24 protein-coding genes, 1 tRNA gene and 1 other RNA gene are annotated in these 20842 nt (G+C 59.5%); 12 read left to right on the forward strand and 14 right to left on the reverse strand.

Annotated features, from left to right (window positions below; all coding sequences use genetic code 11):
* Positions 1 to 17: 17 nt before the first annotated feature.
* The 4 genes from SynROS8604_RS01460 to rnpB all read right to left on the reverse strand — a co-directional run bounded on the left by SynROS8604_RS01460 (position 18) and on the right by rnpB (position 1946).
* Complete coding sequence (locus SynROS8604_RS01460; RefSeq protein WP_186544886.1) at positions 18 to 392, reverse strand: type II toxin-antitoxin system VapC family toxin; 375 nt, start codon at positions 390 to 392, stop codon at positions 18 to 20.
* Positions 392 to 634: a type II toxin-antitoxin system Phd/YefM family antitoxin gene (locus tag SynROS8604_RS01465; RefSeq protein WP_186544887.1), complete on the reverse strand. Its 243-nt coding sequence runs from the start codon at positions 632 to 634 to the stop codon at positions 392 to 394. The genes SynROS8604_RS01460 and SynROS8604_RS01465 overlap by 1 nt, the downstream gene beginning before the upstream one ends.
* Before the next feature lie 73 nt (positions 635 to 707).
* On the reverse strand, positions 708 to 1472 hold the full coding sequence (gene rnc / locus SynROS8604_RS01470) for a ribonuclease III (RefSeq protein WP_186544888.1): 765 nt from the start codon (positions 1470 to 1472) through the stop codon (positions 708 to 710).
* A gap of 81 nt (positions 1473 to 1553) precedes the next feature.
* An RNA gene (rnpB, locus tag SynROS8604_RS01475) (RNase P RNA component class A) lies at positions 1554 to 1946 on the reverse strand.
* 21 nt (positions 1947 to 1967) lie between these two features.
* Between rnpB and SynROS8604_RS01480 the strand changes: the two genes are divergently transcribed.
* Positions 1968 to 2041, forward strand: a tRNA-Arg gene (locus SynROS8604_RS01480).
* A 186-nt stretch (positions 2042 to 2227) separates the two neighbouring features.
* On the opposite strand, the gene SynROS8604_RS01485 is transcribed toward SynROS8604_RS01480, so the two are convergent.
* Complete coding sequence (locus SynROS8604_RS01485; protein WP_255445132.1) at positions 2228 to 2398, reverse strand: hypothetical protein; 171 nt, start codon at positions 2396 to 2398, stop codon at positions 2228 to 2230.
* Here SynROS8604_RS01485 and SynROS8604_RS15610 point away from each other — a divergent pair.
* Complete coding sequence (locus SynROS8604_RS15610) at positions 2369 to 2581, forward strand: Fic family protein (RefSeq protein ID WP_255445266.1); 213 nt, start codon at positions 2369 to 2371, stop codon at positions 2579 to 2581. The two genes, SynROS8604_RS01485 and SynROS8604_RS15610, sit on opposite strands and share 30 nt — an antisense overlap.
* Here SynROS8604_RS15610 and SynROS8604_RS15615 read toward each other — a convergent pair.
* The 3 genes from SynROS8604_RS15615 to SynROS8604_RS15625 form a co-directional block, all read right to left on the reverse strand.
* Positions 2542 to 2886: a hypothetical protein gene (locus SynROS8604_RS15615; protein ID WP_255445133.1), complete on the reverse strand. Its 345-nt coding sequence runs from the start codon at positions 2884 to 2886 to the stop codon at positions 2542 to 2544. The two genes, SynROS8604_RS15610 and SynROS8604_RS15615, sit on opposite strands and share 40 nt — an antisense overlap.
* A 12-nt stretch (positions 2887 to 2898) precedes the next feature.
* Entirely contained in the window at positions 2899 to 3030 is a 132-nt protein-coding gene (locus tag SynROS8604_RS15620; protein WP_255445134.1) for a hypothetical protein, read from the reverse strand.
* Positions 3031 to 3177: 147 nt separating this feature from the next.
* Positions 3178 to 3282, reverse strand: a complete 105-nt coding sequence (locus SynROS8604_RS15625; protein WP_255445135.1) for an MscL family protein — start codon at positions 3280 to 3282, stop codon at positions 3178 to 3180.
* A 145-nt stretch (positions 3283 to 3427) separates the two neighbouring features.
* On the opposite strand from SynROS8604_RS15625, the gene SynROS8604_RS01500 reads away from it, so the two are divergent.
* Entirely contained in the window at positions 3428 to 3781 is a 354-nt protein-coding gene (locus SynROS8604_RS01500; RefSeq protein ID WP_186544889.1) for a hypothetical protein, read from the forward strand.
* A gap of 36 nt (positions 3782 to 3817) precedes the next feature.
* Complete coding sequence (locus tag SynROS8604_RS01505) at positions 3818 to 4273, forward strand: hypothetical protein (protein ID WP_006853778.1); 456 nt, start codon at positions 3818 to 3820, stop codon at positions 4271 to 4273.
* Between the two features lie 132 nt (positions 4274 to 4405).
* Here the strand turns inward: SynROS8604_RS01505 and SynROS8604_RS01510 are convergent, their stop codons facing one another.
* Positions 4406 to 6931 (reverse strand): glycogen/starch/alpha-glucan phosphorylase, encoded by a 2526-nt coding sequence (locus SynROS8604_RS01510; protein WP_186544890.1) that lies wholly within the window; start codon positions 6929 to 6931, stop codon positions 4406 to 4408.
* 192 nt (positions 6932 to 7123) lie between these two features.
* Here SynROS8604_RS01510 and SynROS8604_RS01515 point away from each other — a divergent pair, with 192 nt between their 5' ends.
* Positions 7124 to 8518: a cation:proton antiporter gene (locus SynROS8604_RS01515; protein WP_186545740.1), complete on the forward strand. Its 1395-nt coding sequence runs from the start codon at positions 7124 to 7126 to the stop codon at positions 8516 to 8518.
* Here the strand turns inward: SynROS8604_RS01515 and SynROS8604_RS01520 are convergent.
* Positions 8515 to 8829 carry a hypothetical protein gene (locus SynROS8604_RS01520; protein ID WP_186544891.1) on the reverse strand — a complete coding sequence of 105 codons (315 nt, stop codon included), beginning with the start codon at positions 8827 to 8829 and terminating at the stop codon, positions 8515 to 8517. The genes SynROS8604_RS01515 and SynROS8604_RS01520 overlap by 4 nt on opposite strands.
* 126 nt (positions 8830 to 8955) lie before the next feature.
* On the opposite strand from SynROS8604_RS01520, the gene SynROS8604_RS01525 reads away from it, so the two are divergent.
* Together SynROS8604_RS01525 and SynROS8604_RS01530 are read left to right on the forward strand one after the other, a co-directional pair.
* Positions 8956 to 9813, forward strand: a complete 858-nt coding sequence (locus SynROS8604_RS01525; RefSeq protein ID WP_255445267.1) for an alpha/beta fold hydrolase — start codon at positions 8956 to 8958, stop codon at positions 9811 to 9813.
* Positions 9814 to 9845: 32 nt separating this feature from the next.
* The gene (locus SynROS8604_RS01530; RefSeq protein ID WP_186544893.1) at positions 9846 to 10706 is read left to right on the forward strand and encodes a galactose mutarotase; all 861 of its coding nucleotides are present in this window, start codon (positions 9846 to 9848) and stop codon (positions 10704 to 10706) included.
* Here the strand turns inward: SynROS8604_RS01530 and SynROS8604_RS01535 are convergent.
* Positions 10681 to 11913, reverse strand: coding sequence for an FAD-binding oxidoreductase (locus SynROS8604_RS01535; protein ID WP_255445137.1), 1233 nt, complete (start codon positions 11911 to 11913; stop codon positions 10681 to 10683). The two genes, SynROS8604_RS01530 and SynROS8604_RS01535, sit on opposite strands and share 26 nt — an antisense overlap.
* A 41-nt stretch (positions 11914 to 11954) precedes the next feature.
* Between SynROS8604_RS01535 and SynROS8604_RS01540 the strand changes: the two genes are divergently transcribed.
* Complete coding sequence (locus tag SynROS8604_RS01540) at positions 11955 to 13373, forward strand: four-carbon acid sugar kinase family protein (RefSeq protein WP_186544895.1); 1419 nt, start codon at positions 11955 to 11957, stop codon at positions 13371 to 13373.
* Here SynROS8604_RS01540 and SynROS8604_RS01545 read toward each other — a convergent pair.
* Together SynROS8604_RS01545 and SynROS8604_RS01550 are read right to left on the reverse strand one after the other, a co-directional pair.
* Positions 13370 to 14644: a (Fe-S)-binding protein gene (locus SynROS8604_RS01545; protein WP_186544896.1), complete on the reverse strand. Its 1275-nt coding sequence runs from the start codon at positions 14642 to 14644 to the stop codon at positions 13370 to 13372. The genes SynROS8604_RS01540 and SynROS8604_RS01545 overlap by 4 nt on opposite strands.
* A 49-nt stretch (positions 14645 to 14693) precedes the next feature.
* On the reverse strand, positions 14694 to 16118 hold the full coding sequence (locus tag SynROS8604_RS01550; protein WP_186544897.1) for an NADP-dependent isocitrate dehydrogenase: 1425 nt from the start codon (positions 16116 to 16118) through the stop codon (positions 14694 to 14696).
* Positions 16119 to 16211: 93 nt separating this feature from the next.
* Between SynROS8604_RS01550 and SynROS8604_RS01555 the strand changes: the two genes are divergently transcribed.
* Positions 16212 to 17162, forward strand: coding sequence for a glycosyltransferase family 2 protein (locus tag SynROS8604_RS01555; protein WP_186544898.1), 951 nt, complete (start codon positions 16212 to 16214; stop codon positions 17160 to 17162).
* Here the strand turns inward: SynROS8604_RS01555 and SynROS8604_RS01560 are convergent.
* A complete protein-coding gene (locus SynROS8604_RS01560) occupies positions 17150 to 18571 on the reverse strand; it encodes a ChbG/HpnK family deacetylase (protein ID WP_370586538.1) in 1422 nt (473 codons plus the stop codon). The two genes, SynROS8604_RS01555 and SynROS8604_RS01560, sit on opposite strands and share 13 nt — an antisense overlap.
* On the opposite strand from SynROS8604_RS01560, the gene SynROS8604_RS01565 reads away from it, so the two are divergent.
* From SynROS8604_RS01565 to SynROS8604_RS01575, 3 genes are all read left to right on the forward strand, one after another.
* Complete coding sequence (locus SynROS8604_RS01565; RefSeq protein WP_186544899.1) at positions 18501 to 18962, forward strand: hypothetical protein; 462 nt, start codon at positions 18501 to 18503, stop codon at positions 18960 to 18962. The two genes, SynROS8604_RS01560 and SynROS8604_RS01565, sit on opposite strands and share 71 nt — an antisense overlap.
* 73 nt (positions 18963 to 19035) lie before the next feature.
* The gene (locus SynROS8604_RS01570) at positions 19036 to 19749 is read left to right on the forward strand and encodes a heme oxygenase (biliverdin-producing) (protein ID WP_186544900.1); all 714 of its coding nucleotides are present in this window, start codon (positions 19036 to 19038) and stop codon (positions 19747 to 19749) included.
* A complete protein-coding gene (locus tag SynROS8604_RS01575; RefSeq protein WP_255445138.1) occupies positions 19750 to 20838 on the forward strand; it encodes a glycosyltransferase in 1089 nt (362 codons plus the stop codon).
* Positions 20839 to 20842 lie beyond the last annotated feature (4 nt).

Genomic DNA, 20842 nt, shown 5'->3' on the forward strand with positions numbered 1-20842 from the left:
TCCTGCTGAGGAAACGATCAGAGTCGATGCAAGGAGACGTCGTAACCGGACCATTGCCCGTCCGATGACACAGCCATCAAGCCTTCCACCCTGGCCTGGGCAATCAACAGTCGATCGAAGGGATCCTGATGCAGTATCGGAAGTTGAGCGGTTTCGATCACATGCGGATCCAGCACCGGCAGAAGATCCGCACCTGCAGCGATGCTCTGATCACGGAACACGATCGGTGAAACCTCCAACTTGCCAATGCGGTGTTTGATGGCCACCTCCCAGATGCTGGCTACAGACACCAGACACGGTCTTGAGGCCAACAAGTCTCGCGACTCAGCTCCCAATCTGGGATCGTCGAGAAGCCACCAGAGCATGACCTGGGTGTCAAGCAGACAGCGCATCAAAGATTGAAAAGTTCGGCAACGTGCTGATCCACGGCCTCGCCAAACGCTTCATCCACTTGGGAGGGCTGAATGGAAAGAGCGGCAAGACCTCCAGGTTCCTTCAAGCCGGCAGCCGCAGCGCAGGGAACTAACTTCACCTGGGCCTTGCCATGACTGGCAATGATCACCTCTTCACCGGCGAGGGCTGCTTTCACAAGCCGGGAGAGCTGGCTTTTGGCATCCAACATGTTGACCAGCACAACGTTGTTCTCATGGCTTAGCCAGGTTAGCCAGATATTGAGTGGCGATCAACCGCTCATGCTTCGCCTCGCCTCAGCTGTCTTGAGCTTGAGAGCTTGATGGAACGCTTGCAAGTGTTGTTTGTTGCATCGCCGCCTTGGCCGCCTGCTGCTCCGCCTGACGCCGCGATCCACCCCAGGCTTCTGCTCTTGGGTTGTTTTGGTCTTGGATAAACACCTGGCAATGAAAGCGCCTGGGGTCGCCATGGCGTTGGCTGATTTCCTGGCAGGCGTAAGTCGGTAGCCCCAGCCCCTGCGCTTGGGTCCATTCCTGCAGCGCCGATTTGCTGTTGCCGCGATAGGGATCGGCGAGCACCTCATGGCTTGTTTCGCGCCAGTAGGGCGTAAGCCATGTTTGCACCGGAGACACTTTGCCGCTGATTCGGTAAATCGCGCCGATTAGGGCTTCGCAGTGCTCGGCGCGGAGGGTGGTGCGAGCTGCTGTATCACCGCTGGCCTTGGATCCCAGCTTCAAGAGCGCTTCGATGTCGATTTTGCTTCCGAGCTTCGCCAGCCAGCGGTCGCTCACAAGCTGTGCCCGTAAGGCAGAGCGTTCCCCCACAGGCATTTGCGGGTGTTCGGATTCGATGAAATCTGAGGCCGCCAGTCGTAGCACCGCATCACCGAGAAACTCCAGCTGTTCGTGATGCCGCGCGAGCCCCGTGGAGGTGTGGGTGAGCGCTTCGTCGAGGTGCTCCAACTGCTCCCATTTCAATTCTTTGTGGTTGGCAGTGCTCGAATCGCCAACCAGCTGGCGCCAGAGCTCTTGCAGTTGCTGTTCACGCTGGGGAGTGATCACAGCAACTCCTTCGGATCCGAATGACTTGGTTTTAGCGGCACGTTCCTGTTGACGCAGCCTTAGGGAACTTGACTAAAAGAGGGTTGAAAGCAGGACATAAGCCGGGTTCTGTTCACCCTTCCAAGGAAGGGGGGTAATCATCTATCTGGGATCGCCGTTACCGACGACCTCGAGCGGCGCACAAAGGCGGAACGGGGAAGATGGCCACCCGTCGTTCCTAGGCCTTGCTCCCAGCCGGGGTTTACCGAGCCAGCACCTCTCGATGCTGCTGGTGCGCTCTTACCGCACCTTTGCACCCTTGCCTGTGCCGGCGGAACCGGCCATCGGCGGTGTGTTTCTGTGGCACTCTCCTCACGGTCACCCGCACTGGGAATTACCCAGCAAGCCTGGCCATCGGGGAGCCCGGACTTTCCTCAACCGATGACTGCAGCCCGAGGGCAACACCCATCAATTGCGATCACCTCGCCTACTTTCAGCCCCCATAATGGCCCGTGAGGGGCTGTAGCTCAGCCGGATAGAGCGACGGTTTCCTAAACCGTAGGTCGTGGGTTCGAGTCCCGCCAGCCCCGTTGTTTAAGACTCCATTTGCCGCAAAGCTTTTTAAGGAAGCCAAGGGCCAGAAAAGAGGCTCCTGCCAGCCGTCACTGTTGGGGGCGATCCCACCGGCGTGAAGCCTGCTTCAGCGCCCCGTTGTGCGGCGGATGTCCTTGAGCAGCAGCAACAAGTGCAGGGGATCAGTGGGTGATTGCTCGAACTCAGAGATTCAGATGTTCATAGAAGCCTCGGGCTTGCCCTGATTCGGCATGCACCAACAAGCCGCGGCAGCCGATGGCGTCACTGAGGCTCGTGGCCCTTGAGATCACATCCAGCAGCAGAGCTAGAGCTGCACCGAGGCCCTGGCCCACCTCTGGTTTCTCACCCTCCACCCCTATGAAGACGGCAACGGCCGCCTAGCCCGTGCCACTACTGATCGGCTTCTGGCACAGGACTGCAGAGCCAATGTTCAGCAGGGGTTGTCTGTCCGCGCCCTCGACATCTCTGCTCAGATCTCGCGCGAGCGCGAGGGTTACTACACGGTGCTGGAGCGCTGCCAGTCACGGGCTGGCTGAGCTGGTTCCTTAAGCAGCTCACGGCAGAGGCGGTCACCAATGGCGCCGTGATTGAAGCGGTGCGGCGCAAGGCGGCTTTCTGGTGGAGCCACCATCACAGCGGCTTCAACGACCGGCAACAGAAACTGCTTAATCGGCTGCTGGATGCCGAACCGGAGGGCTTCACGGGCGGCATGACCCTGCGCAAGGCCATCAGCCTCACCAAAGTGAGCCGCGCTACGGCCTGGCGTGATCTGAGCGAACTCGTGGAACAGCAGGCGATCGAGCCGATCGGGGAGGGCCGCAGCCGCGCCTATCGGATCCATTGGCCAAGCGCTTCAGAATCCCTTGCGCTCTAATGCGTCTGTGAGGCGAGTGATGGCGGAAGCCAGTTGAGCTTGGGGATCAGGCTTCGCTTCTTCAATGACCTCTTGCTTGCGATTGGAGGCCTCAATTGATTTCACAATCAAGAATCACACAATGGAAATCACGAGAAAGTTGATGATCGCCACAATCACCGCGCCTGCAGGCCAGGCATTGATCGAGTCCACATTGGCTGCCTTGAGCGCCGGTTCAAGCGCATTGGTCATGACCAGGGTGACGAAAGACCCAACGACCTAGCCAAATGCGCCTGCAATCACAACCGCAATGGCGAGATCCACCACGTTGCCTTTGCTGATAAAAGCTTTGAAGTCTGAGATCAAACCCGATTTACGTGTCATGAATGCGTGAAGTGAATTCCTATTGATTAGTCATTCAGGGTGAGTTTTTCCGCTTATTGATGCGAATTGATTGATTAGTTGTCTTGGGTGGGTGGGCTAGCCAGATTCCAGACCTTCGTTATTTTTGAGCGTGTGAACCGGTTCCATGACCCAGCTTCACGAACTTCGGCTGCGGCTCTTGGTTCAGCAGGAAAGCGAGCGCATTGCTGCCAGCCAGCCAAGCGACCTTGAGTTGTCTGTGGTGCAAGCGCGTTGCCTCTGCTGGCTTGCCCTCTTGGCGGAAGCCCATGAAGATCAGGCCAGTGACGCTGAGAGTCGTGGAGATACCGAGCAAGCGATGGGGTGGTTCGCCGATTCCATGCGTTTGCGGGATGCTCTGAATGTGGTGAGTTCGATCGAGATCCCTCTGCCAGGTGTTGTGGGCAGGGATGCGGATGCGTTCCGCGATCAGCTCGATGATCGGTCCGGGTTTGATCAGGATCCGCCATTGGCTGCCTGATCAGGTGTCATGATGGTTACTAACTGAGGGTCTGCTTTGCCTGAAGAGCCCTGTCAATGTCCAGACTGTCAACGCTTCTATCGAGAGCACGACCGTCTGATCAGAGAGTCGCCAACCTTGCGTCAGCAGCAGGAGCTGAGTTGGGCGGCGCTCCAAGCCTTCAGAACCCTCTCCGGCCGTGTGCTCGAGGATTTGCAAAAGCAACATGGCACCCCGGGCGCTGATGCTCAAACCCATGCCACTCCGATGGGTGGTGGAGAAGAGCCTGCTGATGCCATCCATCAAGCAATGGCTGATTTGGAAAATATCAATGCGCACCTGTTTTCCATCGAAGCGTTGATGGAGCGCATCTTTGATGTGCGTGTGCCTGACGATATTGAACAGAAGTTCAGAGAGCTGGCTGGTGAACTCGCCCCAGACCCCCTCAATGCTGATCGCCTGCGTTTGAATCGCCTGCTGCACCAAACCCCTGATCTCCCCGATCGCAGTTGATCGAACTGGGATTGTTCAGCATTAATTGAAGGGTGAGAGACGTCTCGTCTGCACAACAAAAAACCCCTCGAAATGTTCTCGAGGGGTTTTCAATGTTGATATTAAGCGAAAACATTTATGGCGTGGAGACGACTACTCAGGCACGTCGCAGGTGATCTCAACCGGCATGGCTTCCACCTTCCAGATGTCGCGGCAGTAGTCACGGATCGAACGATCCGAGGAGAAGAAACCGCTTCTGGCGCTGTTCAACACAGACATCCTGTTCCAATGATGACGATCAGTCCAGGCCAGGCTCACCGCATCCTGCGCGCGCAGGTAGTCGGCGAAATCAGCCATCACGAAGAAGGGATCATTCCCCGTGAGGTTGTCGATCAGAGGACGGAACAACTCACCATCGCCATTGCTGAAGTGACCCATTTCCACCAAGCGGATGGCTTCAGCGAGCTCCGGAACTGACTCCACCACCTCCCAAGGTCTGTATCCGCCTTGCTTGAGAGCCGCAATCTCTTCCACGGTTTTGCCGAAGAGGAAGAAGTTTTCTGCACCCACGTGCTCACGGATTTCCACGTTGGCGCCATCAAGGGTGCCAATCGTGAGCGCTCCATTCATGGCGAATTTCATGTTGCCGGTTCCGGAGGCTTCCTTGCCAGCCGTCGAGATCTGTTCGGAAAGATCCGAGGCTGGATACACCTGTTCGCCGAGCTTCACGTTGTAATCCGCCAGGAACACCACCCGCAGACGTCCGTCCATGTCGGGATCAGCGTTGATCGTTTCGGCGATGCCGTTGATGAAGCGGATGATCAGCTTGGCCATGTAGTAGCCAGGTGCCGCCTTGCCACCAAAGATCACCGTGCGAGGCGCCATGCCATCGGCTTGGCCGTTTTTGATCCTGAGGTACTGGGTAATCACCTGAAGAGCATTGAGGTGCTGGCGTTTGTATTCATGAATCCGCTTCACTTGTACGTCAAACAGGCTTGAGGGATCCACCAACACACCGGTGTTGCGGTGGATGTAAGTGGACAGCTTGCGCTTTACGGAGAGCTTGGTGTCTTCCCAATGATTCAGGAAGCCCGTGTCGTTCTGGCGATCCTCAAGCTTGCGCAGGATCTCCATGTTGGTGACCCAATCGGGGCCCACATGCTCATCAAGCAGGGTGGAGAGTCCTGGATTGGACAGGGCCACCCAACGCCTTGGGGTGACGCCGTTGGTCACATTGGTGAATTTTTCGGGCCAGAGCTCGGCGAATTCCGGCATCAGCTGCTCGCGCACCAAATCGGAATGGAGAGCCGCGACGCCATTCACATGATGGGCGCCAATGGTGGCGAGGTGGGCCATGCGAATGGACTTCCCACCCTCTTCATCAATGATCGAGAGCTTGCGTTGAATCGCTTCGTTGCCGGGATAGCGCAAGCGCACCTGCTGAAGGAAGCGGCGGTTGATTTCGTAAATCAGCTCTAGATGCCTTGGGAGCAGGCTTCCAAACAGGTTGAGATCCCATTTCTCGAGTGCCTCAGGTAGCAGGGTGTGGTTGGTGTAGGCCACGGAACGGCGGGTGATGTCCCAAGCCTTGTCCCATTCCATATGGCGATCATCGATCAGCAGACGCATCAGTTCCGCAACTGCGATCGCGGGATGGGTGTCGTTGAGCTGAACGGTCCAGTACTCAGGGAAGTCGTCAACGGACAGCCCGCGGTTGTCGAGGCTGCGCAACATGTCTTGCAGTGAGCAGCTCACAAAGAAGTGCTGCTGCTTTAGGCGCAGGCGCCGGCCTTCATCGGTGCCGTCGTTGGGATACAAGACTTTGGAGAGGGTTTCGCTGCCCACTTTTTCTTCCACAGCGCCGTAGTAATCACCGATGTTGAAGGCGTAGAAGTCGAAGCTTTCCGTGGCATCAGCGCGCCACAGGCGCAGACGGTCGCAGGTGTTCACGCGGTAGCCGAGCACCGGCACGTCGTGGGGAACACCAATGGCGTGATCCGAGGGGATCCAGCGCGAGCGATAGATGCCTTTGTCGTCGAGATAGCTCTCCGTGCGGCCGCCAAAACCCACAAAGCAGGCCTGATCAGGCTGGGGCAGTTCCCAGGGCCAGCCGCCCTTGAGCCACTTATCGGTGACCTCCACCTGCCAGCCATCGCGGATCAGTTGATCAAAAATTCCAAATTCGTAGCGGATGCCATAGCCCGTGGCAGGAATCTGCAAACTTGCCAGTGATTCCATGTAGCAAGCGGCTAAGCGACCCAGACCGCCATTGCCGAGGCCAGGCTCCTCCTCTACCTCGATGATCTGCTGCAGGGATTCAATCCCGAAGCGCTTCACGGCCTCTTCCGCTTCGTTCTGGATTCCCAGATTGAGCAGATTATTGGCCAGTTGCGGTCCAATCAGGAACTCCGCAGACAAATAGGCCACTGTTTTTTGTGGTCGGGCCCGAATCGCCTCCAAGCTGGCCAGATAACGGGTCATCAGCCGATCGCGCACGGCATAGCTGAGGGCCATGTAGAGGTCATGGCGGCTGGCGGATGGAGCCAGCTTGCCCAGCGTGAAGAACAGATGCTCTGTCATGCCGTCAAACACGGCATCAGCATCCAATCCCGCCCGTTCTGGGTCGGCATAGCAACCAGGAGTTGGAAGGCGAAGATCGAGGGGTTCGGAGCTGCTCATGGAGACAAAAATATTGTGATTGCTTTTTGTTTTGCGTTAATTGTGGTGGGAATGAACCAAGAAAGCTTGAAACGGTCGCCGAACTGTGACCGAGGAGGCTGTTTTGTTGCCATCGGCTAGCAGGCCATCGCAATGCACGGTCAGAGATCCCTTTTGCCCTTAAGGTCCCGCTGAGAAAACATGCCGATTCCGATGCTCGCTGCTGCGATGCCGCCCCTTCTCACGCCGTTACTGGCTGAACTGTCTGCCCACGATCTCGAGATGGCTGGCACCTTGATTGGGGTTGGCCGATTCATGCTGATTTTCGTGGCAGCGCGAGCGTTGGCCGAAGTTCTGGTGCGCCTCCAGCTGCCCACGATTTTGGGAGAGCTCCTTGCTGGTGTCTTGATCGGAGCATCTGGTCTGCATCTCTTGGTGCCGCCAGAAACCCAAGTGGAATTGAGCAATGGTTTGGTGACCTTCCTCAGTTCCTTGGGCAATGTGCCGCCTGAATCGGTCACAGAGCTCTACAACGAAAGTTTCCCCGCCTTGGAGTCTGTGGCTCAGCTGGGCCTGTTTGCTCTTTTATTTCTTACCGGATTGGAGAGTGAGCTCGATGAGCTGATCGCGGTTGGCACGCAGGCCTTCACCGTGGCAGTAGCAGGTGTGGTGTTGCCGTTTGCCCTGGGCACATGGGGGCTGATGGCTTTATTCCATGTGGGAGCGATCCCCGCGATTTTTGCGGGCGCCTCGATGACCGCCACCAGCATTGGCATTACCGCCAGCGTGTTCGGAGAACTTGGATATTTGAAAACCCGAGAGGGTCAGATCGTGATCGGTGCGGCGGTTCTCGATGACATCCTCGGCATCGTGATCTTGGCTGTGGTGGTGGCCTTGGCCTCCGGCGGCAGTCTGGAAATTGGTCCGATACTCAAGCTTGTCGCGGCCGCGGCCGTGTTCGTTGTGGCCGCGATCGGTTTGAGCCGCACAGCTGCTCCAGCGTTCGACTGGCTGATCGACAAACTCAAGGCACCGGGTGAGGTGCTGGTGGCTTCCTTCGTGATCCTGGCGCTGAGCTGCTTCACCGCCACAGCGATTGGATTGGAGGCGGCCCTTGGCGCCTTCGCGGCTGGTTTGATTCTCAGTAGTTCAAAGCACAATCACGCCATCCAGCAGGCCGTCCTGCCGATCGTGACCCTGTTTGCCACGATCTTCTTTGTGCTCGTGGGTGCCGGCATGGATCTCTCGGTGATCAATCCTTCCGATCCCGCCAGCCGCACCGCCTTGATCATTGCCGCCTTCTTGTTTGTGGTTGCCGTGATCGGCAAGATTGCCGCTGGTTGGGCCTTTGTGAGCAAGCAACCCACCCGACGCCTCGTGGTGGGACTTGGAATGATGCCCCGCGGAGAAGTGGGCTTGATTTTCCTGGGCCTTGGCACCAGCGCCAAGCTTCTGTCGCCGTCGCTTGAGGCGGCGATTCTGTTGATGGTGATCGGCACCACCTTCCTGGCACCGGTGCTGCTCCGGTTGGTGATTGGTGGGGATAAGCCCGATGACGACGACAAGGTCGATGGTGAGGTCGCGGCTGATCCCGTTGGTTTGACCTAGTCCCCTTGCCCGCGGGCAACCACGAGGAACAAACTCCAGCCAATGGTGATCAAGGCCAGGCTGGAGGCCCAGCCAGGTCCAAGCGCCCAGGCCAAGATGAGTTGGGTGATCACACCCACAGCTAGGGCGAGCAGCAGACTGCTGATCACCAGGGCGGCCTGACGCCAGGCCCCACTCAGGGGCCCGTCCTCCAGGCTTGCCTCCAGCCGTTGCAGTGGTCCACTGAGCGGCAGGTAGAGGGCAAGTGCCCAAAACAGGCCTCCGCTGAGGGTGCTGCTTTGCAGCAGGGGCCCCATCTCGTATGTGTCCATTGGTGGCAAGTGCCCGGCGCTGCGGAGGCATGAACAGGATGCCTAGCATCGCCGATCAACGGAAAGAGAGTGGTGGGCGAGACCTGGTGGCAGTTTGAGAATCATGCAGTGCATGGTCTTTGCCAGATGCCTGAGCAGCCCGAGGCGGCGGCCCAGGCTAAAAAGCGACCCGCCGTGTTGTTGGTGCACGGCTTTGGGGCCTCCACCGACCATTGGCGCCACAACATCCCCGTGTTGGCAGACCACTACGAAGTGCATGCCCTCGATCTCCTTGGCTTCGGCCGCAGCGCCAAACCAGCTGGGCTTACCTACGGCGGTGCGCTTTGGCGAGACCAGTTGGTGGCCTACGTCCAGGAGCGGATCGGACGTCCCACCGTGATCGCTGGCAATTCGCTTGGGGGGTTTGCTGCCTTAGCTGCTGGTGCTGCTTTGAAGGACCAGTCAGCAGGGGTGGTGCTCCTGAATGCGGCGGGTCCTTTTAGTGATGAGCAGCGTTCATCACCAGGGGGCTGGGGCGCGATCGCCCGTCGCACCATTGCTTCTGCTCTGCTGAAAAGCCCAGTGCTGCAACGGGTGTTGTTTGAGAATTTGCGCCGGCGGTCCACGATTCGGCGCACCCTCAATCAGGTGTACGTCGATCGCACCAACGTGGACGACGCCCTGGTGGAATCGATTCGCCTTCCGTCGCTGGATCCCGGAGCGTTTGGCGTGTTTCGCACCGTGTTCGACATCCCCAGTGGCCAACCTCTGGATGAATTGTTTGATCAGCTTCAATCGCCATTGTTTTTGCTCTGGGGAATCCGTGATCCCTGGATCAATGCCGCTGGACGTCGCGCCAGCTTTCAACGCCATGCCCCGGAGAACACCCATGAAGTGGTGTTGGAGGCCGGTCACTGCCCCCATGACGAGGTTCCTGATCAGGTGAACAAGGCTCTGCTCGATTGGCTTGGTTCCCTTGCGATCGATGGCTGCGCGGATGGCTGAACTGTGGTCACACTGAAGAGGCTCTGGGTTTCATGGCCATGACCCTTCGTCAACTGTCGACGCCGTATCCCCATTGGGAATATGTGCATCCCCAAAGTGGTGATCGCCTACGGGTTGTGCCCGAACGCGGCGGCATCGTCACGGAATGGCTCTGCAATGGGCGGGAGATTCTCTATTTCGACCAGCTGCGCTATGCCGACCCGGCGCAGAGCATCCGGGGGGGAATTCCCGTGTTGTTTCCCATCTGCGGCAACCTTCCCGGCGACCGGCTTCCCTTGAAAAGTGGGGAAGCCACCCTCAAGCAGCATGGGTTTGCTCGTGGCTTGCCTTGGCAGCTGGAGCTGCTCGACGACCAGAGCGGCGTGCGTTTGCGTTTGACCGATACCGACGAGACCCTTGCGCACTATCCGTTCCGCTTTCGGCTGGAGATGGCGGTTCGTCCGGTGAGTGGTGCGTTGGAGATCGCCACCACGATTGCGAATCTCAATGAGGGAGGCGAGTTGATGCCGTTCAGTTTTGGTCTGCATCCCTATTTCAATGTGACGGACCTCAGTCGCACGAGCATCGAGGGCTTGGCACCCCAGTGCCTGAACCACCTCGTGATGGCAGAGGCTGAAACCGGAGATCAATTGAGCCGACTGCCAGAGGGAGTGGACTTTCTCACCCGCCCTGCTGGACCGGTCACCCTGGTGGATGAGGCTGCGGGAACGCGTTTGCAGCTGCAGCATCAAGCGCCCATGGATCTCACGGTGGTCTGGACCGAGCCCCCTCGCCCGATGGTGTGCCTCGAGCCCTGGACGGGACCGCGCCAGTCCCTGATCACTGGGGACGGCAAGCTCGAGCTCGCTGCGGGCGAGAGCATGCAGCTCAGTTGCCGCTATGCCGTGAGTTGAGAGGCGCTGCCATCCCAGGCAACCGTCCTCTTGAGAGCTGTTGTTTGGGGTCAAACTGACGCTTCATGGCTTCAATCAGGGGTCGGGACGGGGCATCCAGCCAGGCGGGTAGAGCCCCGGGCTGGGTTCCCGGTTGGATCAGCACGCTGAGCTGCCCCCCTAACGCCATCACCCTTCGCCTCAGCGCTTCGATTTGGTAGTCCGGTGTGGGAAGACCGCTGGTCTGCCAGCCCTCACCGCTGCCGGCTCCAGCGGCCAGCCTCCAATGCCAGCCCGAGAGCGCCGTGCATTCCTGCGAGCTGAGCAACTGCTGGAGCTGGGCAGGGGGGAGACAGAGGCGCAGCAGCCAGGGCGGATCTGCGCTTGGGCCAGATTCTTCGGGGATCGGGTGGTCCCACGGCTGTCGCTCTGCGCTTACCCCCTGCTGGGCAGCGAGCCTCTCGAGCCGGTTGAGCTGGTCGACGACCGCAGCATCGCTGATGCTGGCCACGCCCAGCAGGATCCGTGGCCCCTGGTCCGGCCGGAGCTCCCAATCAATCCACTCGGGCGTGAAGCTGCTGCCCACCAGCTCGGCTCGTAACGCCTCGAGCTGGCTGAGTTCACCCTCCAGAACAAGCAGCCCGCGCGGTTCACGCAGCGGTTGCACTCGCAACGTGACCCCGGAGATCAAGGCGAGGCTGCCCCAGCTGCCGCAGAGCAGGCGCATCAGGTCATAGCCGGCCACGTTTTTCACCACCCTGCCGCCGGCCCTGGCGCTCACCCCATCGCTGCGGATCAAGCTGATGCCGATGATCTGGTCGCGCACGCCCAGATGCCGTTGGCGCAGACCTCCGGACAGCCCACGAGCCACCAGCCCGCCGATCGTTCCCGCCGATGAAGGCGAGGCCATGCTGCTGCCCCAGGGCCAGTTGAGCGGCAGCCATTGCTGATGGTCTGCCAGGGCTGCCTGGAGGTCGGCCAAGGGCATGCCCGCATCCACGGTGATCGTGAGGTCATCCACGGCATGGTCAATGATTCCGGACAGCTGGCGCATGCTCAGCACCGGCCCCGCATCAGCGGCAAGAGGAGGGCCCCAGTGCAGACGGCTGCCCAAGCCAGAGGGAACCCAGGGCGTCCCATCGGCATGCATGGCGGCGATGAGTTGGCCAAGCTCCTCAACAGAATTGGGTGCTAGGACCGCAGTGGAGGACAACCCTTGTTCAGGCACGTGAGCGACCAGGCCAGTTCAGTCAACCCATCGATCGTGCCATGAAGATTGTCGTAATCGACGACGATCCCACCGGTTCTCAGACGGTGCACAGCTGCCCGCTGTTGTTGCGTTGGGATGAAGGGGCATTGCGTCGAGGGTTGAGGCACCCCTCGCCGTTGCTGTTTGTGTTGGCAAACACGCGGGCGCTCACGCCTGAGGCCGCGGCCAGCCGCAACCGCGAAATTGTGGACGCTCTGGCGCTGGCCATGGCCGCTGAAGGTCTTCAGGAGCATCAGCTGCTGCTGGTGAGCCGCGGTGATTCCACCTTGCGCGGCCACGGCGTGCTCGAACCAGAGGTTCTGGCGCAGGCCTGGGAGGAGCACTTCGGAGCGGTGGATGCCACCTTGCATGTGCCCGCCTTCTTGGAAGGAGGCCGCACCACCGTGAATGGGGTGCATCGTCTGCACGGAGAGCCGGTGCACACCACAGCGTTTGCCCAGGATCGCCTGTTTGGTTATGGCACCAGTGATCTGGCGGAGTGGCTCGAGGAAAAGAGCGCTGGCCAGATCCCTGCCAACTCAGTGCTGCGAATCCCGCTGGCGTTGCTTGAAGCTGAGCGAGCGGAGGAACTCTTGGCTTGTCTTGAGGCGCTCAACGCCAATCGATCCGTTGTCGTGGATGCGACCCACCCTGAGCATCTCCTGGCGCTCGGAGTCGCCATTCGCCGGTTGCAGGGGCGCAAGCGCTTCTTGTTTCGTTCAGCCGCAAGCCTGCTCAACGGCCTTGTGGATTCAGGTCCATCGCCCTTGGGACCCCAGCCCCTTGATGCCCATGGCCTGGTGGGCTTGCGCTGCCGCGATCTCCATGGCCAGCCGCTCCCTGGTTTGGTGGTGGTGGGCTCCCACGTTCCTTTGGCGGATCAACAGTTAAAATCTCTGTTGGCCAATGCGCGTTGCCGCGGCATTGAGCTGCCGGTGGCTCGCATCGCCCGGGTGCTGGAGGGGGGATCTGCTGATCTGCTCTTGCCGGATCTGGAGGCTGAATGGCGGAGTCAGCTGGAGCGAGCCCTGGATGCGGGGCTCACGCCGGTGCTGTTTTCCAGTCGTGGTGAGTTGCTGTTTGGATCAGGGGCGGCAGCGGCTGCTCGGCGGCTGCGCTTTGGGATGGAGTTGGCATCCCTGATGGCCCGTCTGTTGTCCGGCGTGGCAGCGCGGCTTGGCTACCTGATCAGCAAGGGAGGCATCACCACGGGAACCCTTTTGGTGGAGGGACTTGGCCTCGAGGCTGTTCAGCTGGAGGGTCAGCTTTTGCCAGGCTTATCACTGGTGCGATCCATGTCTTCCTTGGACCAGGGGCTTCGGGAGCAGGAACCCAGCGACCCATTGCCGGTGATCACTTTTCCGGGAAATCTTGGTGAGCCAGACACCCTCACCGAGGCTTGGCGTTGGCTCGAAGGCTTGAGGGGCGAAGGGCTTTAGTCCTTGCTTGGCGTGGCGCTGAACGGTCCCACCCCAGCGGAGCGGGCGAGCAGTTCCATGGGGTGCTCCACCTTGGGGCCGTCGTGGCTGAGGTAACGCCTCAGTTGCAGGCTGCAGCCGATGTTGGCGCTGGCCACAATCTCGGCTCCCGTGCTGCTGAGGTCGTCGGCCTTGAGTTGGCCGAGTTCAGCGGCCTCGTCTGGTTGCACCAGGTTGTAGATACCGGCACTGCCGCAACACACCCCGGCTTCCGTGGCTTCTTTGAGCTGGAGTTCGGGAATGGCACGCAGCAAGTCCCTGGGCTGGGCGGCAATCCCCTGGCCATGGATCATGTGGCAGGCATCGTGATAAGCCACCTTGTAGGGCAGGGGTGTGAGCGCTTGTCGAAACGACTCCGAAAGCCCCCGATTGGCCAAGAATTCATGCACGTCCAACACCGGAGCACTGAAGGTGTCTGCACCATCGAGCAGTTCCTTGTAGGCCTTCATGGTGTGCCCGCAACCGGAGGCGGCTACCAGCACGGCATCCAGGGCGTCCTCTTGAAAGCTCTGCACCAACGCCCTTGCCAGCTCCTGGGTTTGTTGGAGTTGGCCTTGGTGGTGGCTCACCGCCCCGCAGCAGCCTTGATTGGCTGGAATCACCACCTCGAAGCCATTGGCTTGCAGGACGGCCACGGTGGCCGCGTTCACCCCTGGATCAAAGCAGCGTTGAACGCAACCCAGCACCAAGCCCACCCGGCCGCGTTGTTTGCCATGTGCCGGATTCACCCTGGGGAACCGATCGGCAAACCCCTCGGGAGATAAAGGAGGCAGGAGTGCTTCCATCGCTTCCAGTTGCGGGCCCAGCAGCTTGAGTAGCCCTGTTCTGCGCGTGAACCGCTGGAGTCCTGTGCCTGCATAGGCGCGGAAGGGTTGCAGGAGCGCGCGTAGGCGTTTGGGGTAGGGCAGCACCAGGAGCAACAACTGCCGGAAACTGGTTTGCCAGCTGCTGCGGAATTCAGGTTGGTTGAGTTTTGGGCGGGTCGCTTCAATCAGTTGGTCGTAGCGCACGCCGGATGGACAGGCGGTGACGCAGGCGAAGCAGCCCAAGCAGCTATCGAAATGGCTGGCCACCGTGGCATCCATCTCCAGCTCTCCAGCTTCGATCGCCTTAAGGGTGTGGATGCGCCCGCGCGGGGAATCCATCTCCGTGCCCAGCACCCGATAGCTGGCGCAGGTGGGCAAACAAAAGCCGCAGTGAACGCAGGGGTCGCTTGGGTCGACAAAAGCCATAGGCCGATTCTGGCTTGAATCGGCCTGTTGGTGCTCAAAAGCGCTCCGTTTAAAAACGCTTGATGATGGCGTCAGCAAAACCACTACAGCTCACGGGATCCACTTTGGGTTCCATCAATCGGGCGAGGTCATAGGTGACCTGCTTGTTCTTGATGGCGGCGCTGAGGCCCTTGGTGATCAGGTCGGCGGCATCTTGCCAGCCGAGGAATTCCAGCATCATCACCCCGCTCAGGATCACGGAACCGGGGTTGATTCGATCCAATCCTGCGTGTTTGGGGGCAGTGCCATGGGTGGCTTCAAAGATGGCGGCCGTTTCACCGATGTTCGCGCCTGGGGCCATGCCAAGGCCTCCCACCATCGCGGCAGCGGCATCGGAGATGTAGTCGCCGTTGAGGTTGAGGGTGGCCAGGATCGAATATTCCTGAGGGCGGGTTTGGATCTGCTGGAAAATGCTGTCGGCGATGCGGTCATCCACCAGCACCATGCTTTTCCATTTGCCGTAGCCGTGGCTGTCGCCAATCGCTGCGAGCACCTCGCGCACTTCTGAATCAATCGTCTCTTTTTTCTCCGGGGTCAGGCTGTCGTAGCCGGGCTCAATCATGCGCGCATTGTCCTGGGCACTGAGCGAGTGATCCCGATCGAGGTTGTCGAGAATCCAACTTTCTCGTTCCGTGATACAAACGTCGCGGAATTCAGTGGTGGCAAGCTCATAGCCCCAGTCGCGGAAGGCGCCTTCCGTGAATTTCATGATGTTGCCTTTGTGCACCAGCGTGACGTGACGCTTATTTCCCTCCAAGCGCAGCGCGTGTTGGATGGCTTTGCGGATGTGGCGCTGGCTGCCGTTTTTGCTCACCGGCTTGATGCCGATGCCGGATCCTTCTGGAATTTGCCGTTTGCCGAGTTTGCCGTTGGCAGGGATGACGACTTCATTGAGATGCTTGCGCAGCTCTTGGCCGATCGGATCGTCGGCTTCCCACTCAATTCCCATATAGATGTCTTCCGTGTTCTCTCGGTAGACGATTACGTCAAGGTCTTGGGGGCGCTTGTGGGGACTGGGGGTGCCTTCGTAGTAGCTGCAGGGCCGGACACAGCAGTAGAGGTCGAAAATTTGTCGGAGGGCGACATTCAGCGAGCGGATGCCGCCACCCACTGGAGTGGTGAGGGGCCCCTTGATCGCCACACCGAAGCTGCGGATTGCTTCAAGGGTGTCTTCAGGAAGATATTGATAGGTGCCGTAAAGGTCGCAGGCTTCATCACCGGCATAGACCTTGAACCACTCGATTTTTTTGTCTCCCTTGTAGGCCTGAGCGACAGCCGCATCGAGCACCTTCTGAGTGGCGGGCCAGATGTCCACTCCTGTGCCGTCTCCGCGAATGAAAGGAATGATCGGATCGTTCGCAACTATGGGTTGGCCGTTTTCGAAGCGGATTGGGGTGCCATTGATGGGGGCGGTGAGCTTCTCAAACTGAGCCATGGAGGGTCGCTGCCTGGCGGCATTTTTGATTGGGCGAGCTTATGACTCGGCGGGTGCTCTCTTAAGTTCTTCTTGATTCCCTCTCCATGATCCATGGTGAAACCTGAAGGTGTCTGGGTCGTGGCTGCTTGTTTCAACGAGGAGGCCGTCATAGAGGCTTTCATTGAACGAGTCCTGCAGGTGCCAGGTGTCAACCGATTGGTGCTGATTGATGATGGTTCGCGCGATGCAACCGTTGCTCGGATTCGCCATTGGATGGCACAACGGCAGAACCGAGACGGTCAGGCTCCCGTCACGCTGTTAGAGCTCACGCGCAATTTCGGCAAAGAAGCCGCCATGCTGGCTGGATTGGATCATGCCCAAGGTCAATGCGCCGCCGCTGTGTTGATCGACTCGGATTTGCAGCATCCTCCTGAGCTGATCGAATCGATGGTGCAGGCATGGCGAGATGGAGCTGAGGTGGTCACGGCGGTTCGGGACGACCAAGATCAGGAATCACGCCTCAAGGTGGCTAGCGCATCTTGGTTTTACCGCGTCTTCAACAAAGTGGTTGATTCGATTCAGCTGCAGGAAGGAGCAGGAGATTTTCGCCTCTTGGATGCCGGTGTTCTTGAAGCGTTCACGCGGTTGCGAGAGTCGAGTCGCTTTTCGAAGGGGCTGCTGCCTTGGACGGGCTACCGCAGCATTGAAGTGCCTTATCAGCGTGTCACGCGCAGCTCAGGACAGTCCTCTTGGAGCCCTCTTCAATTGTTCAGTTATGCCTTTGATGGCATCTTTTCTTTTTCGGTTCTACCCCTAAGGGTTTGGACTGGAATTGGCATTGTTGTATCGTTAGTTAGCCTCATATACGCCAAATACATCGCGATTCGCACGATGGTGACTGGGGTAGAGATGCCTGGATATGCCTCTTTGTTAGTGGCTGTTTTGTTTTTGGGCGGGATTCAGCTGATTGGGATCGGTGTTCTTGGGGAATACATCGGTCGGATTTATGTGGAGGCCAAGGATCGCCCCCACTACTTCATCCGAGCGGTTCACAACTCCTGAAGCGCTTGCCATTCCCGTTGTCGCCACGGAGAGGCGGCAAAGGGTTGCGACACAGAGAACCCTGCTTCCCTGAGATTGCGCGAGAGCGGTGCACCTGGATGGGCAAGCAGGAGTGGTTGGGTTCGATTCGCTCGGGTCGGGAGGACTGAAAGGGTTTGATGGGCCGCTCGCAGCGGCTGGCCTGCCATCTGTCCGGTGAACAACACACCGGCAAATCCGCCATTGCTGGCAATGCCAAGTCGTTGCTGCTTGCCCTGCGCACGGCGGCTGAGAACCTCCAGCACGAGCCATTTGAGCAGCCCCGCTTGGCGGATTGCGTCCCACCAGCAGCGCAGATCGAGTCCCGTGGGAAGTGGCTCTGTTGTGCTGCGCATCCAGGTGATCTGTTGCTCGCCTGAAACCTGCAATAGGCAGTCGTGCACGATTGGCACCAGGTGCACATGCTGATGGCCGTCTAGGTGAACCGGGACGTCATCGCCGCAGAGTTGCCGGAAGCGGGCAAGTTGCGCCTGAATCTCTTGGTGGAGTTGACGGGTCACCCGCTGTCGCCGCGGGTGCATGGCGGGGAGCAGGGACAGAGAGAGCCATGTCCCAAAGGAAAGCTTGAGATGGCCGTCAGGGTTAACGAGATCGGGGATCGCCGAGGCGAGGGCGCTGCAAGGCCCTTCGGTTAAGCAAAGGTGGAGGCAAAGCTCAAGGTCTGGTTGCTCGGCTTGAAGTGCTGTCCAGGCCTCTACCCCCCGGGAGGCCGTAGGCCCCTGCACGAGCAAGCTGGCTCCATCCAACTTGCCGATGCCTGCGAGTTGAAGGATGGCGTTGTTGGTGGCTTCGCTGAGGCCGAGATCATCCGCATGCACCCGTGGTCGTTGCTGCTGGCTTCGCTGCTTTGCGCTGAAGCGGGCGGCCTTCGACCAGATCAGGGCATTGAGAACCGTGGGAGTGAACACCAAAATCCCCAGTCGGATCACGCTGGGGACGGCGCCTGGGAGGACGAGTGGCAGCACACCGCAGACGGACAGATTGACCACGTATTGGATGACCAGCCAGCGCCGTGCAAAGCGTTGCCCCCCCGTCTCCGGCTTGAAGGTGTAACGCGCGTGACCGAGATAACCGGCGATGGAGGCCGCCAAAAAGGCCAGCGGATTCGCGGCCCAGAGCGGCATGAGCACCCCCAAGGCAAGCAAGACGCCGGCATGAACGATCGCGGCACCAATGCCGACGAGCCCGTAAAGACTGATCCGAGTGAAGGGAGAGGCCAGGGATCTGTTGCTGCTGTGGATGAACCGTAACGGCAGCTGGCGCAAGTCCTGTTGAAGCTTCACCCTGGGGTCAGCGGCGATGAACCCTGTGAATGCGGCAGCGGCGGTCCATAGCGTGGCCTTGGCCCAGACCTTGGCCTCCAGCGTCACGCTGGTGCGACGGCAGTTCCCTGCAGCTCAGCCGAATTTGAGCCCCTGGCGCGATGACCCTTGCACACGCCATTGGGACGAGGCCGCAACCTTGGATTTGGCCTTCGATTTTCCAGGTTGGAGCCCGCGGCTGCAGTGCCGCAGCTTGTTGCTGCAACTCCGGCTCAAGTCGGAGGCGGGGGGGACGGATGCGACCTGCCCATCCCTCCTGGGCGTGGTCATGCGTGGGATGACGTTTGAGGGCGAACGCTGGCGCTTGGCAACGGTGGGCGACTGGTTGCCGGTTGGCCCCCACCTACCCCAGCTGGATCAGGTGGAGCAGCTGCAGTTGATCTGCCGAGAGTTGTTTGAAGTGTTCGAACAGGGTGTGCCCAATTGCACCAGTTCTTAACCCTTCGCAACCGATCGGAGCCATCTTCGGAAACTGAATTTAAGGTCGTTTAATCGCTTCGTCTTTCACTCTTATGTCCGTCGCTCTGGCTACCCAGCTCCGGGAAGGCACGAAAAAGTCACACACCATGGCCGAGAACACTGGCTTTGTGAGCTGCTTCCTGAAGGGTGTGGTGGACAAGCTGAGCTATCGCAAGTTGGTGGCAGACCTCTTCTTTGTCTATGAAGCCATGGAAGAGGAGATGCATCGACTCAAGGATCACCCCGTGTTGTCCCCGATTGCCTTTGAGCAGCTCGATCGCGTCACCGCCCTCGAGGAAGACCTCGCCTTCTACTTCGGCCCTGAGTGGCGCCAACAGATCGAAGCCTCTCCTGCCGCAACGGAGTATGTGGCTCGGATTCGTGAGGTGGCTCAGACGGCTCCTGAGTTGTTGGTGGGTCATCACTACACCCGCTACCTGGGCGATCTCTCCGGTGGGCAGATTCTCAAGAACATTGCTCAGAAGGCGATGAACAACCCCACCGATGATGGACTGCACTTTTATGTGTTTCCTGAAATCGCCGACGAGAAAGCCTTCAAAACCACCTATCGCTCGGCGATGGATGCCTTGCCCATTGACCAGGCCACAGCTGATCGCATCGTCGAAGAGGCCAATCAGGCGTTCCACCTGAACATGAAAATGTTCCAGGAGCTTGAGGGAAATCTTGTGGCTGCCATCGGCAAGGTCCTGTTTGGTTTCCTGACGCGCCGTCAGCGGACAGGAAGCACCGAGGCCGCTGTGGCCTAGGTGTTCAGCGAGGACGGCATTCAAGACTCCTCACGACCGTTCGCGTCGATTCGGGTTCTGGTGCCAGGCACCGGGCCCCGTTTTCGTTGTGGTGGATTGAGCGTTGCCTTGCAGACGGCCCGATTGTTGTCGCAGCTGCGCCCAACGGAGGTTGTGACCTACCGGGCGCGTGAACCGTCCCATCGTTTTCTGGGCGACCTACTCGATCGCGAAGATGCTCCCGGGGAGACCCTGTGGCTGGTGAGCTGGGGTTTTGATGTCCCCATGCTGTTGAAGCGTTTGCGCGGTCGCCTCGCGCTGTACCAAGCCCATAGCAGTGGGTATGGATTTGATCTGCCGCCGGGTGTTCCCGTGGTCGCGGTGAGTCGCAATACCTTGGGGTATTGGGGTGATCGGGCCCCGAGGAACCCCTTGTTCCTGCTTCCCAATGCCCTTGAGCCCCAGTGGCTGGAGCGGGGTGCGCGCCAGAACGTGAGTGGCAGGCGGCCGATCGATGTGCTGGTGCAGCAGCGCAAAAGCAGCGATTATGTGCTCAAGCGCCTGGTGCCTGCTTTGCGCGCGTGCGGGCTCCGCGTTGAGGTCCAGTCCGGTTGGGTCGATGACTTAGTCGACCTGTTCAACAGCGCCAAGGTTTACCTCTACGACTCCGCTGAGCACTGGCGGGCGGCTGGAGTGAGTGAAGGATTTGGGCTGCCACCGCTGGAGGCGATGGCCTGCGGCTGTGTGGTGTTCAGCAGCCTTAATCACGCCTTAGCCGACACCCTCACTCCAGGAGAGCTGGGCCATCAGATTGGCTGCGGTTCACTCGACTACGACGTGGACAGGATTGTTGGGGCTGTGGCCGATCCAGCCGCTTGGCGCAGCAGTGCGTCGGTCTTAGATAACTTCTTGGAGGCCTACTCGGAGCCGGTGTTGACCCAGCGCTGGCGGGTGCTGCTGGCGCTCCTCGATCAGTTGCTGCCCAGCCTCAAAGGGGATGGGTTGTTGCAGTCGAGTCCTCTTTGGCGCCTGCGCTTCAGCCGTGTTTGCCGAGTCCTACTGCGGGTGGTCAATCGGTTGCCTGGCTGGCCTGCAGGTCAGAAGCCCTAAGGGC

The organism is Synechococcus sp. ROS8604 (assembly GCF_014279655.1).
In the GTDB taxonomy this organism is placed as follows: domain Bacteria; phylum Cyanobacteriota; class Cyanobacteriia; order PCC-6307; family Cyanobiaceae; genus Synechococcus_C.

Excerpts from the sequence above, each read along its gene's own strand:
- SynROS8604_RS01530 (WP_186544893.1), top strand. The coding sequence starts at position 9,846 with ATGGCCATGACCCTTCGTCAACTGTCGACGCCGTATCCCCATTGGGAA.
- SynROS8604_RS01555 (WP_186544898.1), top strand. The coding sequence starts at position 16,212 with ATGGTGAAACCTGAAGGTGTCTGGGTCGTGGCTGCTTGTTTCAACGAG.
- SynROS8604_RS01525 (WP_255445267.1), top strand. The coding sequence starts at position 8,956 with ATGCCTGAGCAGCCCGAGGCGGCGGCCCAGGCTAAAAAGCGACCCGCC.
- SynROS8604_RS01460 (WP_186544886.1), bottom strand. The coding sequence starts at position 392 with ATGCGCTGTCTGCTTGACACCCAGGTCATGCTCTGGTGGCTTCTCGAC.
- SynROS8604_RS01515 (WP_186545740.1), top strand. The coding sequence starts at position 7,124 with ATGCTCGCTGCTGCGATGCCGCCCCTTCTCACGCCGTTACTGGCTGAA.
- SynROS8604_RS01565 (WP_186544899.1), top strand. The coding sequence starts at position 18,501 with ATGAACCCTGTGAATGCGGCAGCGGCGGTCCATAGCGTGGCCTTGGCC.
- SynROS8604_RS15625 (WP_255445135.1), bottom strand. The coding sequence starts at position 3,282 with ATGACACGTAAATCGGGTTTGATCTCAGACTTCAAAGCTTTTATCAGC.
- SynROS8604_RS01550 (WP_186544897.1), bottom strand. The coding sequence starts at position 16,118 with ATGGCTCAGTTTGAGAAGCTCACCGCCCCCATCAATGGCACCCCAATC.
- SynROS8604_RS01570 (WP_186544900.1), top strand. The coding sequence starts at position 19,036 with ATGTCCGTCGCTCTGGCTACCCAGCTCCGGGAAGGCACGAAAAAGTCA.
- SynROS8604_RS15615 (WP_255445133.1), bottom strand. The coding sequence starts at position 2,886 with ATGGATCCGATAGGCGCGGCTGCGGCCCTCCCCGATCGGCTCGATCGC.
- SynROS8604_RS01545 (WP_186544896.1), bottom strand. The coding sequence starts at position 14,644 with ATGGCTTTTGTCGACCCAAGCGACCCCTGCGTTCACTGCGGCTTTTGT.
- SynROS8604_RS01500 (WP_186544889.1), top strand. The coding sequence starts at position 3,428 with ATGACCCAGCTTCACGAACTTCGGCTGCGGCTCTTGGTTCAGCAGGAA.
- SynROS8604_RS01510 (WP_186544890.1), bottom strand. The coding sequence starts at position 6,931 with ATGAGCAGCTCCGAACCCCTCGATCTTCGCCTTCCAACTCCTGGTTGC.
- SynROS8604_RS01520 (WP_186544891.1), bottom strand. The coding sequence starts at position 8,829 with ATGGACACATACGAGATGGGGCCCCTGCTGCAAAGCAGCACCCTCAGC.
- SynROS8604_RS01540 (WP_186544895.1), top strand. The coding sequence starts at position 11,955 with ATGAAGATTGTCGTAATCGACGACGATCCCACCGGTTCTCAGACGGTG.